Below are 14,560 nucleotides of genomic sequence, written 5' to 3'. Positions count from 1 at the left end.
GTGTAAGCCAAACCCCAAGTTAACAAGATTTAGAAGGCACAAGAATATGATACAGCTAACAAAAATAAATAAAGTTTTTCGTACAGAATTGGTTGAAACTTACGCGCTAGAGGACGTCTCGCTGGTAATTGAGCGCGGTGAGTTTGTGGCCATTATGGGGCAATCAGGCTCAGGTAAATCTACCCTACTGAATATTATCGGCATGCTAGATCAGCTTGATGGTGGTGAGTATATTTTTGATGGTAGTGACATCAGCCACTCAACAGAGGGACAATTGGCGGATATTCGCAAAGACAATATTGGTTTTATTTTCCAAAGCTTTAACTTGATTGATGAACTAACAGTATACGAAAATGTTGAGCTACCTTTGGTATATCAGGGAGTTGCAAAAAAGGAGCGTCAGCAGCGTGTCACTGCGGTATTAGAGAAAGTGAATATTGCTCACCGTAAAGATCACTACCCACAACAGCTTTCCGGTGGTCAGCAGCAGCGAGTTGCAGTTGGACGAGCCATTGTCGCCAAGCCAAAAATGATTTTAGCGGATGAACCAACTGGTAACCTAGACTCCAAAAATGGTGAAGAGGTGATGGGGTTGCTGGCTCAACTCAATCAAGAAGGCGTGACAATTGTGATGGTAACGCACTCTGAGCACCATGCAAATTATGCACACAGAACGATTCACGTTTTGGATGGGCATATCGTTTCCAGCCAAATGCAGGAGGTACGTTATGCTTAAAAACTATCTCTTGATTGCGTATCGTAGCTTGCTACAACAAAAGCTTTATTCGGCTATTAATATTTTGGGTTTGGCGATTGGTCTTGCTATTTGTATTAGTATGGCAATTTTTGTTGAATCTGAGCTTGGCTACGACAAGTTTATCCAGAACCACGAGCAAGTGTATCGTTCGTCAGTAAAGTGGATGCCTCCCAGTGCGCCTGAAATTTATTATGCTCAGGGGCAAGTGTTTAATGCCCAAAACTACAAAACACATTTTGAAGAAGTCGTCGATGCCACTCGATTTAGACAGGTGACGGTAGCACTTGGTGAAGGTAGGGAGAGCTTTATTCATGAAGGTGTACTGCTTGCTGATGCGAACTTTATAGACTTTTTTTCTTTGCAAGTACTACATGGTAATGGCCAAACTGCGCTCAATAATCCTAATTCCATCGTGCTAACAGAAGCTGCCGCAGAGCTTTATTTTGGCCGCACCTCTGTTGTTGGCGAAGCGTTACTAGGTGATGGAAAGTTACCTCTGAAAGTCACTGCGGTTATCAAAGATTTACCACAGCGCACTCATTTGAATGTGTTTGCACTAATCAGTATGGAAACGGCAACAACTTATTATGGTGATACCAGTTGGCAGCGTGACCCAAGTTTTAACTATTTCACTTATGTTAGGCTTGCTGATGGCGTGTCGGGGCACGACGTAGAGGCAAAAATCCCAAGTTATTTAGAGAACCGCTACGGCCAGGGTGCAAGTGACACGTTAGACTTTACATTAATGCCTGTCAGCGATATTTATCTTCACTCTCAAATGTATGGCGAGATGAAAGAAAACGGTGACATTAATACGGTATATTCATTTAGTGTGATATCGGCACTTATTCTTTTTATTGCTTGTGTTAACTTTATGAATTTATCTACCGCGACTGCTACTAAGCGAGCAAAAGAAGTTGGGGTGCGTAAAACCTTGGGTGCGAAGCAGCAGCATTTGGTTGTACAGTTCATCGTTGAAGCGATGATGTTAAGTTATATTGCCTTGATCATAGCCGTGGCACTGGTTGAGGCTTGTTTACCTATGTTCGCAAGCTTTATTGGTAAACCACTTAGTTTTGATTTTTATTCACAGCCCGTTATTTTAGCTATTCTATTGCTACTAGGCTTTGTCGTTGGGATCATTTCAGGTTCGTATCCTGCTTTTTATCTGAGCGGCTTTAAACCCGCCAAGGTACTCAAAGGAGAAATCACACAAGGTAGGTCAGGGGCACTGTTACGCAAAGGGCTAGTGGTGTTCCAATTCAGTGTTGCCATCGTGCTTATTATTGCCACTGTAGTGTCAAACCAACAATTAAAATACGCCCGAGCGATAGAGTTGGGCTATGACAAAGACAACACTTTTGTACTGAATCGTCTCTATACCGATATTGCAAGCCAGCAACGCAGTGCACTGAAGACAGAACTGCTCTCACATCCAAATATTAACAGTGTAACGGCAAGCTCTGCTGTACCAACACAAAGCATAGTTGATGCCTTTGGAATGGTTAACCCTAAGACTCAATTATCGCAAACCATGCCTACTTTAGCAGTCGATGAAGATTACTTTAGCAGCTACAACATCAAACTACTAACTGGCCGTGGGTTTAGCCGTGATTTTCCTGCGGATATATTTACTCTGCCTAGTGAGACCAATCCACACCCTCACTTTTCTGTTGTGATAAATGAAAAAGCAGCACAGAGTCTTGGGTTCAGCTCTGATGAGGCTATCGGTAAAACGTTTGAAGTGAGATTAACTCGACACTCAAGCGCAACAGCGACCATCATTGGCGTCACACAGAACTATTACTTCTCGTCGCTCAGAACAGAAATAAGTCCAACCTATCACTTGTTAAGGGAAGGAGAGGGGAATGCTATGGCAATTAAATTCCAAGGAGATGCGTCGCTTATTCGCGATTTTATAGAGGCGACTTGGCGTAAGCTGATACCCGAGCAACAGATGGAGTTGACATATCTTCAAACTGAGTTTGAACAGATGTATCAACAAGAGGATAAAGAAATCACTGTGTTTAACTTGTTTTCTCTCCTTGCCATTTTCATTGCGTGCCTTGGACTTTTTGGCCTTGCTTCTTTTACAACGAAACGTCGGACAAAAGAGATTGGCGTGCGTAAAGTGTTGGGTGCCTCGGTGATGGACATTGTCTTATTGATCAACAAAGAGTTTTCAAAACAAGTCTTGATTGCAAACCTGATTGCTTGGCCGTTGGCATACATTGTGATGAGAGAGTGGTTGAATAATTTTGTTTATCGCATTGAGCTATCTTTTGTCCCATTTTTGGCCGCTGCCGTGATAGCCTTTGTAATAGCTTGGGTGACAGTAGGTTCTTTAACTATGGTAGCTGCGCAGGCAAGGCCTATCAATTCATTGCGATATGAATAAAAACGTTAAGGCCTCACATTAAATGAGGCCTTTTATCTGTTTGCGCCGCAGACTTTGTTTTTTCCGCCATATTTTGCTTCATACAGTGCATCATCAGCTTGTTGTACCAGCGAGGCAGCTGACTCGTGATGGCTTTGTGCATTGTAAGTTGCCACTCCAGCGCTGATGGACGCATAGTTAAAAGGGGAATGCTTGTGCTCGATTTTGGCATCGAAAAAATGCTTGATAATACGCTCGGTGATCTTAATTGCCGAGTCGTACGGGGTGCTTGGGAGTAAGATCACAAACTCTTCGCCACCGTAGCGGTACACGGCATCCATTGGGCGACGGATATGGCTTTTGACAGACTTAACCACATGCTTTAATACGTCATCTCCCATAAGATGTCCATATTCGTCGTTGTACAGTTTGAAGTAGTCAACATCAAGCATAATAACACTCAAAGCATGCTCGGCTCGCTTTGCACCGCGATAATGTTTTTCAAGATCTGACTCAAAAAGCCGACGGTTAAATGCTTTTGTTAACCCATCAACATAAGAATATTCTCTTAGCTGATCAGCCTGTTTTTTGTACTTTAAATGGGTTTTTACGCGGTTTACCAGTGTTCGAGCAACAATAGGTTTACTGATAAAATCGACCGCCCCCGCGTCCCAGCACATTTCTTGCTGATTTTCTTTTATATTTGAAGTAACAAATACAACCGGAATTTGCGCTGTGATCGGATCCTTTTGCAATTCTTTGCAGGCGTCAATGCCAGTGAGCCCATCGAGCATCCAATCCATTAGGATTAAGTCCGGCAGAGCGAGTTTAATATAGTCAATGGCTTTTTCAGCGCCTTCAAATGCAACCACTGTGCACATATCATCAAGGCAAGCTGTTAATACTTTTTGTGTCAGCGGGGAGTCTTCAATAATGACCACGGTGCAATCATTAAGCTCAGTCACTTCTTCAAACATTGTGTTGCTCTACTCCTACGCGAGGCTGCCAATCATGATGGCTCAAGGTTTAATATAGCGTTAAACCTGCTTTGCTGCGATGTCAACGTCATACCAAGGTTGTACCTTAATATAAGTATACGCTTTATTCATGAATTAAAACACTTTTATAACAAAAGAGCGGTTTTTGCTTGAATAAACGGCGATTTTTACTATACAAAAGTATACGTGATTTAAAGGAATAACGATGACAAATTCAGTCCCCCTCGCCAAAGCAGAGCGGTTTGTTGGTGATGACTCGCTCTCTGATCTAATCTTCGACAATATTCCTGACTATGCCTTCATTAAAGATGACAAGTTCAGGATTGTGAAAGCAAATGACGCTTTTCGTTCAATGTACCCAGAGTCTGCCCGTGAGAAAATTATCGGCTACACCACTTTAGAGTCGTATCACCCTGAGGAGGTGGAAGCGTTTATCAAAGACGACAAGCTTGCATTTGCTAGCGGATATGCCGAATGCTATGAGACGGTAACCTTTCCAGATGGCGGCGTACGTACACTCTTCACTCGCAAGAAGCGATTTTATGATGCCAATGGTGCCGCGTTTATATTGGGGCTCTCGAGTGACGTTACCGAGCGAGAGCATTTGGTTGTGCAGCTCAGACGCTCAAATGACGCATTAGATGAATTTGCATATATAGCTTCACATGACTTAAAAGCACCACTCAATGCGATTTCAAAACTAGTAACTTGGATTGATGAAGATGAATTACCTGAAGGGGCAAAAGAAAACTTTGCGTTGATCCAGCAGCGCGTCTCTAGAATGAATAAGCTGTTGCATGACTTGTTGATATATTCACGGGTTAATCGCAAGCATAGTGAATGCGAAACTTTTGAATTTAGTGAGTTTTCACAAGAAATTTATGACTCAATTGATATCGAATCAACGCTAACACTGCAATGTGTGTCACTAATGGTCACTTTACCAAAAACAGCCCTTGAGGTTGTCACGCGAAACCTGATCAGTAACGCACTGAAACATCACCATTGTGAGAGTGGTAATTTGATCATAGACATCAAAGAGACGCCAGAATTATACCAGTTGCATTTTACTGATGATGGCCCCGGGATCCCCAAAGAGTATCGCGAAAAAGTATTCGAAATGTTTCAAACACTCAAACCCCGAGACCAACAAGAAGGCAGTGGTATGGGGCTCGCGATTATTAAAAAAGTACTAGATTATTATGGTGGTAGTATTGAGATATTGGATACAGGTGTAGGCGCCGAATTTGTAATTAAGTGGCCAAAAGTAGACACCAGAGTGAATCCTATTTAGGCGAATAAGAGATGCAAAATAACGATATTACAGTGTTAGTTGTTGAAGATGACGACGTTGATTATATGACAGTAAAAAGAAGCTTCGCAAAGCGCAAAATCATGAATCCTATGGTTAGAGCAATTGACGGCGTTGAAGCACTCGAATTACTGCGAGGTGGCCAAGTTGATTACCGTTTATTATTCTTCTTGATTTAAAGATGCCACGGATGGGCGGGCTTGAATTTTTAGAGAAGTTAAGAGCAGATAGTCAGTTACAAGAAACGGTGGTATTTGTGCTTACTACGTCAAAAGACGAGGATGATATTCACCACAGCTATGCAAATAATGTTGCCGGTTATTTTTTAAAAGAGCAGGCTAGTGACTCGATGTCGAGTTTAGTGGGTATGTTGGATGGGTATTGGCGGATTGTGCAGTTTCCGGCGAAGTAAATGGTGCATATATGAATATATTGCTGGTCGATGACGATATTGTTGATAGGAAAATGATCCGCCGCTCTTTAATAAAGGGAGGTATCGAGCATCAACTTACCGAAGTGGAGAGTGTTGAAGAGGGGATAATTGCTCTTGAGCAGCTTTCGTTTGATTTGTTGCTTCTTGATTACAATATGCCAGCAAAGAATGGCTTAGACCTATTGATAGAGCTGAAACGGATTAACCATATTCGAGATCTAACTATCGTTATGATCAGTAATGCGCAATCTGATGAGCTGGTATTAAAGTGCCTTGATTTAGGGGTTCAGGATTTTTTATTAAAAGAAGAAGTCACAGCCTCAATATTGAGTCGCTCAATTATTCAAGCGAGAAAGCGCTTTGAACTTGAAAGCCAGCTCCACAATAGTTATTTACAAGTAAAAGAAATGGCTGAGCTGGATGCGCTCACCGGCTTGTATAATCGTTATTACTTTGAAGAAACTTGTCAACGGCTGATGCAAGCAGGCAAAAGTCGATATAGCTGTGCTGGGGTTTTGATTGTAGATATTGTTGATTTTAAAAAAATCAATGACCGGTTTGGTCATGAGGCAGCCGATCAATTGCTGGTTGAGCTTGGTGCAAGCTTTAACCGGCATACCAAACCCGAAGATATAGTAAGCCGTTTTGGGGGGGATGAGTTTGCTTGTTTGCTGGTATCTTGCGACAACCCATTACAAATAAAAATTGAGGCAGAAAAGTTAATAAAGCTATTAAGTCGTACCTATTCTATTATGTCTAAGGATATTCGCTGCCAAGTACGAATGGGGCTAGCGCTTTATCCTCTAAACGGTAAGCGAGCAGATGACCTTATCCGCTTCGCTGATATTGCACTTTTTAGATCGAAATCAGCTAAGAGCAGTGCGGCATGTATATTTGAAGATAACATGCAGACTGAATTTCAAATGAAATATAACGTTGAGCAAGACCTAAGAGGAGCAATCGACAAACAAGAGCTCGAGCTTGCATTTCAACCTATCGTAGATATTCGCCAAGGGAAGGTAGTATCACTTGAGGCGCTGATCAGGTGGCCTACTGCTAAATTCACTAGCAGTCCGCAGGAATTTATTTTGGTAGCGGAAGAGTCACGGTTAATAGAGCCTTTAGGAAAATGGATTATTGAGCATGCGATCTACACATTAAAACAAATTAACTCGAAATTCGGCTATCCGATCCGTTTAGCCATTAACCTTTCACCGTTGCAGCTGGTGGATATGTCCTTACCTGCTTTTATCAATGACTGTCTTGAGCGTGCAAACATGGAAGGGGGATTATTCACATTCGAGCTGACCGAAACCGCGCTGCTTAATGATAGTGAGCGAGTAATGACTAGCTTAAATCGCATTAAGGATATTGGTTGTAAACTTGCTTTAGACGATTTTGGTACCGGTTATTCGTCTATCTCTCACCTGCTAAATTATCCAATTGATATTGTAAAGGTAGACAAATCCCTTACCGATAGAATAGAAGCAGATGAAATAGGGGAAAGAGTTTTCTTTGGCTTAATAAATATGTTGAAAAGCTTGCAGTTAAGTATTGTGGTGGAAGGTGTTGAAAGATATCAGCAGTATTATGCTTGTAAAGAGGCTAATGTTGATAAAGTTCAAGGCTATTATTTCTCAAGTCCTGTGTCTGAGTCCTCAGTTATCAATACTATAAGAGCAATAAACAAAGATCTCGCCAGAGAAGTAGATGCAAGACGTTAACGGGTAAACCAGTGAAGTAGTGGTTTACCCGCCGATCAGCTATTAAATCAAGAAATGCTTAGGCACCAGGTCCGCACTCTAAACAATGAGCGATAATGTCGGGTCCAAACTTTAGATTGGCATTGAGATTACGAAGCGCAGTTCTTAAGCCTTCTTCTATCACTGGATGATAAAACGGCATCTCAAGCATTTGCGGTATTGTCATCTTATTTTGCAGCGCCCAAGCCAGTAAATGAGCGATATGCTCAGCCGCAGGGCCAACAAATTCCGCACCTAAGAATAGCCCAGTCCCCTGCTCAGCATAAACGCGCATATGTCCTTTATTTTTTAGCATGACTCGACTGCGGCCTTGATTTTCAAAGCTCACCTCGCCGATGGCGAAACAGCCACAATCACCGTATTGTTTTTCTAGATCCTTGTAACTTGCCCCTACCATCGCTATTTGCGGATCGCTAAAGACTGCTGCAAGTTTGGCTCGGCGTAGTCCGACTCTAACATCCGGAAAGCGACCGGCATTTTCACCTGCAATGGTGCCCTGATCCGCAGCTTCATGTAACAATGGGATTTGATCACTGGCATCGCCAGCAATGAAAATGTGCGCGTTACCTGAGCCATCAAGGCATTGCATAGTGTGTGGATCAGCTATAGGAACGCCTCTACTATCAAGTTCAAGGCTAGTATTTTCTAGCCCCAAATTATCAACATTAGGAATTCTCCCCGTGGCAGCTAGCACATAATCAAACTGCTCTGTTTGTGGGTAACCCTGCTTATCTATATAGGTGAGTTCGGCTTTATCGCCCACTTGCTTCATCTGTGAGACGTTGGCATCGGTATCGAGATAAAATTCGTTGCTAAATACAGTAGTAGCATAATCTTTCACAATGGGATCCGTCAAAGGGCCAAGGCCTTTGCCAACGCCAAATACTTTGACTTTCACACCTAGGCGGTGCAGCGCTTGGCCAAGCTCTAAGCCAATTACTCCAGGTCCAAATACAGCGACAGAGTGCGGCAGGTCGTCCCAGTCAAATACGTTGTCATTAATGACTAAGCGTGTTCCAAAGTTATTAAACGCCTCAGGGTAACTTGGTCTAGAGCCTGTGGCGATGACGAAACGTTTGGCTGTGATCTGCGTATGCTCATCTAATTGTACCGTGTGATTGTCTATGAATTTGGCTTTACCTTGGAGTTTATCGTGCTCAGGTAATTCATCAACGGCATCCACAACAAAGCCTACAAAGCGGTCACGCTCGCTTTTTACTCTTGCCATTACTGCTTTGCCATCAATTGTGGCTGGTGGTACTTTTACACCGAACTTTGGCGCAGTTTCAATTTGATGTGCAGCTTCTGCCGCTGCGATTAGTAGCTTACTGGGCATACACCCAACGCGAGCACAAGTAGTTCCATATACACCTGATTCGATCATTAATACTTCTGATGTATATTTCTTAGCATTTCTATAGGCGCTAAGACCAGCAGTTCCCGCACCAATCACGACTACGTCAGTGTTTATCTTTTTCATTTGTTGATCCCAAAATTTGAAAGTGTAAACCCCCTTGACAATATATGATTCACTGTCTTATTTGCTCGTGTTGGGGGGCGCAGTATGACTTGATATCTGTATATACCAAGTCACTGTGTAATAAGGTTATTGAAGTTATTTACGCAAAATATTCGGCTAAGTCGTCTGAGCCACCAATATGCTTACCGCCAATAAATACCTGTGGTACAGTTTCACGTCCAGACAGCGCTTTAAGGCTGGTTAGTGATGCTTGTTGACCTAGTACTAACTCTTCGTATGCTAGCCCTTTTTCCGTTAGTAATGCCTTGGCTTTTTCACAGAACGGACAGCCAATTTTGCTGATAATAGTCACGGGTTCAGGCTTTATTTGACTTGGGTTAATATACTCTAACATGGTGTCTGCGTCTGACACTTCAAATGGGTCTCCCGGCTTTTCTGGCTCAATAAACATTTTGTCAATCACACCATCTTTAACTAGCATTGAATAGCGCCAGCTTCGTTTACCAAAGCCTAAATCATTTTTATCGACTAACATCCCCATGCCGTCAGTGAATTCGCCATTACCATCAGGGAGTAGCGTTATATTTTGCGCTTCTTGATACTGGGCCCACGCATTCATTACAAAGGTATCATTCACAGATAAACATACAATTTCGTCAACGCCGTTTTGCTTAAATACACTCGCAAGTTCGTTATAGCGAGGCAGATGAGTCGATGAACATGTTGGTGTAAATGCACCTGGTAATGAAAACACAACGACGGTTTTACCTTTAAAGATTTCATCGCTGGTGATGTGCTTCCACTGATCATTTTCTCTGATTGGAAATGTAACCTGTGGTACGTGTTGACCTTCAATATTCTTTAACATTTTGCTTTCCTTCTTAAGTTGATGTGGCTAGTATGCCGAGAGTTTATCTATTTGTATAATTGATTGTTTTGATTGAATCGTACAGTAAAATAGATTGGTTGGGACTTTGAACACCGTTAACTTTGATCTACTTCATGAACATTGTTAATCTGAATTTTGGATAGTTGATGCCCGCCTTGTTGCAAGTGTAGGCGCTATTTTAGTGAGAGCAAGCCTCCTTTTCATACCTTGGTAAGAGAAGTTGTTTGCTTCTTGTCCAAAAACTCAAGTTAGGCTTTTTTAGGGAATTAGAATAGTAGATGAAATCACATTTTGAATTAATGGCAGATTACAATCGCTGGATGAATGAAAGGATGTTTGAGGCAATTGCAGAATTAAGCGACATTGAATTACACCAATCTCGGGGGGCTTTTTTTAGTTCTATCATAGGGTCGTTAAATCACATTCTTGTTGCAGATGTTATTTGGCTCAAACGATTTTCTACAAGTAGCCATCAATTCAAAACATTGCATCCATTACTAGATATGACAATACCATCAAAATTAGACGACCTACTATATGATGAGTTTGCGACCTTGAGGGCTGCGAGGGTAGCAATGGATGAAATCATTATAAATTTTGTTGAAGAGGTAACAGATGAAGTCCTAGCAACAGAGCTTCACTATCAGAACACAAAAGGTAAGACTTTTGCTCGCAAATTAAGCTTGTTACTACTCCATTTATTTAATCATCAGACACACCATAGAGGACAGGTAACAACATTGCTTAATCAAATCGACATCGATATGGGAGAAACTGATTTATTGGCACGGATCCCCCAGTGAATTAGGCTCATCTTCAATCGCTAGTTGGTGTCACTAGTAACTTTTATAAGTCTCAAACCATCATAAAATGTCCGCACAGCAACAGTGTGGCTGATGGTAATAAAGTAGGACTCGTAATATTGCAGCTCGAGGCTGAGCAGGTTATACAATGTGCCTTAATTAAGAGATCTATTCTGAGGCGAGAAAATCTTGTCGATAACATCGTTTCTGCGTCTTGCTAGTGCCAAGATACCTAAGTATATGTAGGTAGGCAAAAATTTTGCTATTTAGTATTTTTAAATAAGAAGCTTTTAACGTAGTTAGCGCCAGGTTTACTCCTTAGCGCTAACTGCGTTGAATTCACTTCCAATAGCCAGCTATTGGTGCATAAATTCGCCTTGCCTACAGGATGTGGGTACCTTAGCGAGAGCAGGATGCGGGAGCGGTGTTTTCCCTAAAACTCTCTGGCTAGACAGGGGAAAAACTAAGTTGTGCTTTAGCAACAATGAGTTGGAACATTCTTTACCCAAACCTCAGGTTACCTAGTAGGTATTAACTATGGGGGTGAGAGGAGAGGTATGCCTTTAATTCCCTTACAAATTCGCTGCCAATTTCATGGTGGATAGCTTTTATCTTTTCGGCGCATAGGCTGCTGTTGCCGTCCATTGCAGCATATTCTAGCTCCTGTAAATAGTCTGCTAATAACTCAGCACCGACTGCTTTTGCTGAGGTTTTAAGATAGTGCGCTTCATCTTTCAAGCGCTTTAAATCGTTATCTTGATACGTTGCCCTCATTTTTGCAAAGCTCGATTTTGATTGAATTAAAAAGTCAGTATAAAACTTTTTAGCCGTAATAAAGTCATCGCCGATTAGTTCGATCAGCACATTAGGGTTGAGGGTTTTACTCATAACTTTAATTCCATCTTTAGCCATTTGCCCAATGTACTTTGAAGCTCTGTTAACCTGACAGGTTTGCTGACATAGTCATTCATACCACTATCAAGGCACAACTTTTTATCACCCTTCATTGCAGCACCAGTTACAGCAATGATGGGAGTTGGGTTGAGCGTGTTGGCAGACTCAAATGCACGTATCAACTTAGCAAGCTCGTAACCATCAAGTTCAGGCATGTGACAATCAGTAAGCAATAACTGATATCTTTGTTTTTTAAACATAGCTAGCGCTTCGCTGCCGTTGTTGGCAATATCGCACGATAATCCGAGCTTAGTTAACTGCTTGACTAGGAGCTTTTGGTTAAATGGATTATCTTCAGCAAGTAAAATATGAACGGCTGTCTTATTGTCGACAGCTGCGCAGCCGCTTTGAACAGCAGCATCTTGATGCAATAAAAACTCATCAATGGCGCTGAAATCGCTCAAATTTTCTAGCTTTGTTACTTCACATTGCTTTGTCTTTTCAGCGAGCTTTTCTAACAATTGCCTTATTGAATAACATGTTTGAGGCGATACGGGTTTGGACGGTTGAGACAAAGGTGGGCAATTAGCAGCAGACCGCATTGACCGCTCATCAACAAACAGTAATGTCGGCACTTGATAACAATCTATATTACTGCCGGTATTGTTTCTACCAACGATAACGTGAACTAATGCGCAATTGTTTGTCTCTTCCATTTGCTCTATTGCATCAATAACGACTAGCTTATGGCAGCAATGTAAACATGCCTGATAAAGTTGTTTAAGCGTTACTTGGCTTTGCCACGAAATATCACAAAACCAATATAACGTTTCGAAAATCTTATTTTTTGGTTGCTCAGGGCTTGCTTGCCAAACGGGAATACTAATAGTAAATGTAGAGCCACTACCTAATTGACTTTCCAATGCCACTTTGCCACCCATTAAATCGATTAGTTTGCCACAAATTGCAAGTCCTAACCCTGTTCCGCCATATTTCCTTGTGGTGGAGCGTTCTGCTTGTGTAAAGGGGGTAAACAGTTTTTTTTGTACTTCAGCTGCGATGCCTATACCGTTGTCTTCTACCTCAAAAATAAGGTGAGACAACGCGACGCCTTCAGACTCCCAATGAACCGATATTTTGACAAAAGCCCCCTCGTCACGCTCGGGCATGCTAAATTTGATGGCATTACTAAGAATGTTAAAAATAATTTGCCGAGTACGGTTTTCATCACCTACTACCTCTAGTGGAAGGCTCTGATCTTCAAGTACAAGGAGCTGTACGCGATGCTCTTTGGCATGAGCCTCGAATGTCTTAAGAATATTGTGAATCATTTTCGAAGGTGAAAATGGGTAGCTTTCGAGCTCCATTTTTCCTTGTTCCACTTTGGCGAGATCTAAAATGTCATTTAAAATGGCAACTAAGTTATTAGCAGAGATCTGTGCTGTTTCTAACAGCTCTTTGTTATCTTCATCAAGCTCTGACAATCCGATTAAGTCTAGCGAGCTGATAATGCCATTCATAGGCGTTCTTAGCTCGTGGCTCATCATTGATAAAAAGTCGGATTTGGTGCTGTTTGCTTGCTCAGCCTTGCTGATTGCCGCTTGCAAGTCTGCGGTACGTTCAGCGACGCGTTGTTCCAATTCTTGATTAATGTGCTGTAATTTTTTTTGCGCGATATAAACATCAGTTTGATCGATAACCACACCGTCGATACGAGCAGGCTCTCCAGCTTCATTTTTCCCTACTACACCTTTAGCATAGGCGACGATAATATCTCCATCATTGAGCAAACCGCGATAACGTTGTTCAAACACTTCACCAGTTAATAGCGAGTGTTCAAGTGCTTTGATAACACGAGGCTTATCTTCAGGGTGTAAGCTTTGCTCCCACTGACTTAATTGACCTATAGCATCTTCTGGAAGTTTGAAGATTTTATTCGCTTGATGATCCCAGCTCCAAAGCCACTGCTTTGAAACTCTAGTCGCTCGCCATGTGCCTATTTTTCCTGCTTGCATTGCCAGGGCTTTACTTTCTTCTGCATCATGCAAAGCACTTAACATGTCTTTTTCGTGTGTACAATCTGCCAAAATACCATATATGCTATGGGTACGAACGCAGTACTTTACTTGCTCGCCTTTTAACTCAAACCACCTCAGTTTTCCTTTAACTTCAATCCTAAATTCAAAGTGTAACATCAAGCCGAGTTCTATATGGTGTGATAAAAATTCAGTAAACAGTGGCCGGTCTTCATCATAGATCATGTTTTGTAGTGATCCCCAATCCAAAGCTGCTGACACAGGTAAGCCAATTAGGGATTTAAATTTTGGTGAAAAATAGGCACTTTTATTGACTAAGTCGTAACACCAAGCACCAAGGTTGGCGCTATTTACAGCGTGCCTTAAAATTCGAGTTTGCTCATCTTCCAATGGGTTCTGGCAGTAATACGTTGATAATTCTGCAATATGAACAAATATTTCATTGCTTTTTACATCATAAAAAGACAATAAAAATTGTACTGTTGGGGATCCGCGAAGTGATACCTGTATGAGTGCACCTTCCGACAGTGAACGATGCTCGGTGGTACAAGAAGGAAATATGAATAGGTCTTCTAGGTGTTGGTTGATAAGTGTATCTGGAGAGTGAAGTAGCTGCTGAGCTACAGTGGTTGAGTGGCTCACCTTCCAGTCAGCTGTCACGATCAGCACAGGCATGCTATTTTTCAATGCTGTTAACATCTTATCCTCCTGAGTTCCCCTCAATAATATAGCAGCTTATTGGTGTGTTGCTTATGTTACGACAGTGTTGAGAGGGGAAATAGGTGGTTTTCATATCTCCTGAATTTATTGCATATATA

The 14,560-nt window shown here is 41.8% G+C and carries 12 protein-coding genes; 7 read left to right on the top strand and 5 right to left on the bottom strand.

What is annotated here, in order from left to right; all coding sequences use genetic code 11:
- Nucleotides 1–46 precede the first annotated feature (46 nt).
- Together J8Z24_RS20465 and J8Z24_RS20460 are read left to right on the top strand one after the other, a co-directional pair.
- Nucleotides 47–736: an ABC transporter ATP-binding protein gene (locus tag J8Z24_RS20465; protein ID WP_147390666.1), complete on the top strand. Its 690-nt coding sequence runs from the start codon at nucleotides 47–49 to the stop codon at nucleotides 734–736.
- Nucleotides 729–3,155, top strand: a complete 2,427-nt coding sequence (locus J8Z24_RS20460) for an ABC transporter permease (protein ID WP_176032653.1) — start codon at nucleotides 729–731, stop codon at nucleotides 3,153–3,155. Before J8Z24_RS20465 ends, J8Z24_RS20460 begins: the two co-directional genes overlap by 8 nt.
- A gap of 32 nt (nucleotides 3,156–3,187) precedes the next feature.
- Here the strand turns inward: J8Z24_RS20460 and J8Z24_RS20455 are convergent, their stop codons facing one another.
- Nucleotides 3,188–4,111 (bottom strand): GGDEF domain-containing response regulator, encoded by a 924-nt coding sequence (locus J8Z24_RS20455; protein ID WP_176032654.1) that lies wholly within the window; start codon nucleotides 4,109–4,111, stop codon nucleotides 3,188–3,190.
- A 226-nt stretch (nucleotides 4,112–4,337) separates the two neighbouring features.
- Here J8Z24_RS20455 and J8Z24_RS20450 point away from each other — a divergent pair, with 226 nt between their 5' ends.
- Genes J8Z24_RS20450 through J8Z24_RS20440 form a run of 4 tightly spaced genes read left to right on the top strand, consistent with a single transcriptional unit; the run spans nucleotide 4,338 to nucleotide 7,601 of the window.
- Nucleotides 4,338–5,426: a PAS domain-containing sensor histidine kinase gene (locus J8Z24_RS20450; RefSeq protein ID WP_176032655.1), complete on the top strand. Its 1,089-nt coding sequence runs from the start codon at nucleotides 4,338–4,340 to the stop codon at nucleotides 5,424–5,426.
- An 11-nt stretch (nucleotides 5,427–5,437) separates the two neighbouring features.
- Nucleotides 5,438–5,623: a hypothetical protein gene (locus J8Z24_RS21935; RefSeq protein WP_318671595.1), complete on the top strand. Its 186-nt coding sequence runs from the start codon at nucleotides 5,438–5,440 to the stop codon at nucleotides 5,621–5,623.
- Between the two features lie 2 nt (nucleotides 5,624–5,625).
- Nucleotides 5,626–5,856: a response regulator gene (locus J8Z24_RS21930; protein ID WP_353507002.1), complete on the top strand. Its 231-nt coding sequence runs from the start codon at nucleotides 5,626–5,628 to the stop codon at nucleotides 5,854–5,856.
- An 11-nt stretch (nucleotides 5,857–5,867) separates the two neighbouring features.
- Nucleotides 5,868–7,601 carry an EAL domain-containing response regulator gene (locus J8Z24_RS20440; RefSeq protein ID WP_252095755.1) on the top strand — a complete coding sequence of 578 codons (1,734 nt, stop codon included), beginning with the start codon at nucleotides 5,868–5,870 and terminating at the stop codon, nucleotides 7,599–7,601.
- A gap of 58 nt (nucleotides 7,602–7,659) precedes the next feature.
- On the opposite strand, the gene J8Z24_RS20435 is transcribed toward J8Z24_RS20440, so the two are convergent.
- Both J8Z24_RS20435 and J8Z24_RS20430 read right to left on the bottom strand, forming a co-directional pair.
- The gene (locus tag J8Z24_RS20435; RefSeq protein WP_176032657.1) at nucleotides 7,660–9,120 is read right to left on the bottom strand and encodes a dihydrolipoyl dehydrogenase; all 1,461 of its coding nucleotides are present in this window, start codon (nucleotides 9,118–9,120) and stop codon (nucleotides 7,660–7,662) included.
- Nucleotides 9,121–9,259: 139 nt separating this feature from the next.
- Nucleotides 9,260–9,988, bottom strand: coding sequence for a glutathione peroxidase (locus J8Z24_RS20430; RefSeq protein WP_125252539.1), 729 nt, complete (start codon nucleotides 9,986–9,988; stop codon nucleotides 9,260–9,262).
- 299 nt (nucleotides 9,989–10,287) lie between these two features.
- Between J8Z24_RS20430 and J8Z24_RS20425 the strand changes: the two genes are divergently transcribed.
- Complete coding sequence (locus J8Z24_RS20425; RefSeq protein ID WP_176032658.1) at nucleotides 10,288–10,812, top strand: DinB family protein; 525 nt, start codon at nucleotides 10,288–10,290, stop codon at nucleotides 10,810–10,812.
- Nucleotides 10,813–11,343: 531 nt separating this feature from the next.
- Here the strand turns inward: J8Z24_RS20425 and J8Z24_RS20420 are convergent.
- Nucleotides 11,344–11,700, bottom strand: a complete 357-nt coding sequence (locus J8Z24_RS20420) for an Hpt domain-containing protein (protein ID WP_125252541.1) — start codon at nucleotides 11,698–11,700, stop codon at nucleotides 11,344–11,346.
- Nucleotides 11,697–14,441 (bottom strand): ATP-binding protein, encoded by a 2,745-nt coding sequence (locus tag J8Z24_RS20415; RefSeq protein WP_176032659.1) that lies wholly within the window; start codon nucleotides 14,439–14,441, stop codon nucleotides 11,697–11,699. The genes J8Z24_RS20420 and J8Z24_RS20415 overlap by 4 nt, the downstream gene beginning before the upstream one ends.
- Nucleotides 14,442–14,560 lie beyond the last annotated feature (119 nt).

It is taken from the genome of Pseudoalteromonas sp. SCSIO 43201 (assembly GCF_023716725.1).
Lineage (GTDB): Bacteria > Pseudomonadota > Gammaproteobacteria > Enterobacterales > Alteromonadaceae > Pseudoalteromonas > Pseudoalteromonas peptidolytica.
This window is presented reverse-complemented; position numbering and strand designations above follow the sequence as displayed.

What these genes read in the sequence shown, in the direction of transcription:
- J8Z24_RS20465 (WP_147390666.1), top strand. Translation starts at nt 47, where the DNA reads ATGATACAGCTAACAAAAATAAATAAAGTTTTTCGTACAGAATTGGTT.
- J8Z24_RS20460 (WP_176032653.1), top strand. Translation starts at nt 729, where the DNA reads ATGCTTAAAAACTATCTCTTGATTGCGTATCGTAGCTTGCTACAACAA.
- J8Z24_RS20455 (WP_176032654.1), bottom strand. Translation starts at nt 4,111, where the DNA reads ATGTTTGAAGAAGTGACTGAGCTTAATGATTGCACCGTGGTCATTATT.
- J8Z24_RS20450 (WP_176032655.1), top strand. Translation starts at nt 4,338, where the DNA reads ATGACAAATTCAGTCCCCCTCGCCAAAGCAGAGCGGTTTGTTGGTGAT.
- J8Z24_RS21935 (WP_318671595.1), top strand. Translation starts at nt 5,438, where the DNA reads ATGCAAAATAACGATATTACAGTGTTAGTTGTTGAAGATGACGACGTT.
- J8Z24_RS21930 (WP_353507002.1), top strand. Translation starts at nt 5,626, where the DNA reads ATGCCACGGATGGGCGGGCTTGAATTTTTAGAGAAGTTAAGAGCAGAT.
- J8Z24_RS20440 (WP_252095755.1), top strand. Translation starts at nt 5,868, where the DNA reads ATGAATATATTGCTGGTCGATGACGATATTGTTGATAGGAAAATGATC.
- J8Z24_RS20435 (WP_176032657.1), bottom strand. Translation starts at nt 9,120, where the DNA reads ATGAAAAAGATAAACACTGACGTAGTCGTGATTGGTGCGGGAACTGCT.
- J8Z24_RS20430 (WP_125252539.1), bottom strand. Translation starts at nt 9,988, where the DNA reads ATGTTAAAGAATATTGAAGGTCAACACGTACCACAGGTTACATTTCCA.
- J8Z24_RS20425 (WP_176032658.1), top strand. Translation starts at nt 10,288, where the DNA reads ATGAAATCACATTTTGAATTAATGGCAGATTACAATCGCTGGATGAAT.
- J8Z24_RS20420 (WP_125252541.1), bottom strand. Translation starts at nt 11,700, where the DNA reads ATGAGTAAAACCCTCAACCCTAATGTGCTGATCGAACTAATCGGCGAT.
- J8Z24_RS20415 (WP_176032659.1), bottom strand. Translation starts at nt 14,441, where the DNA reads ATGTTAACAGCATTGAAAAATAGCATGCCTGTGCTGATCGTGACAGCT.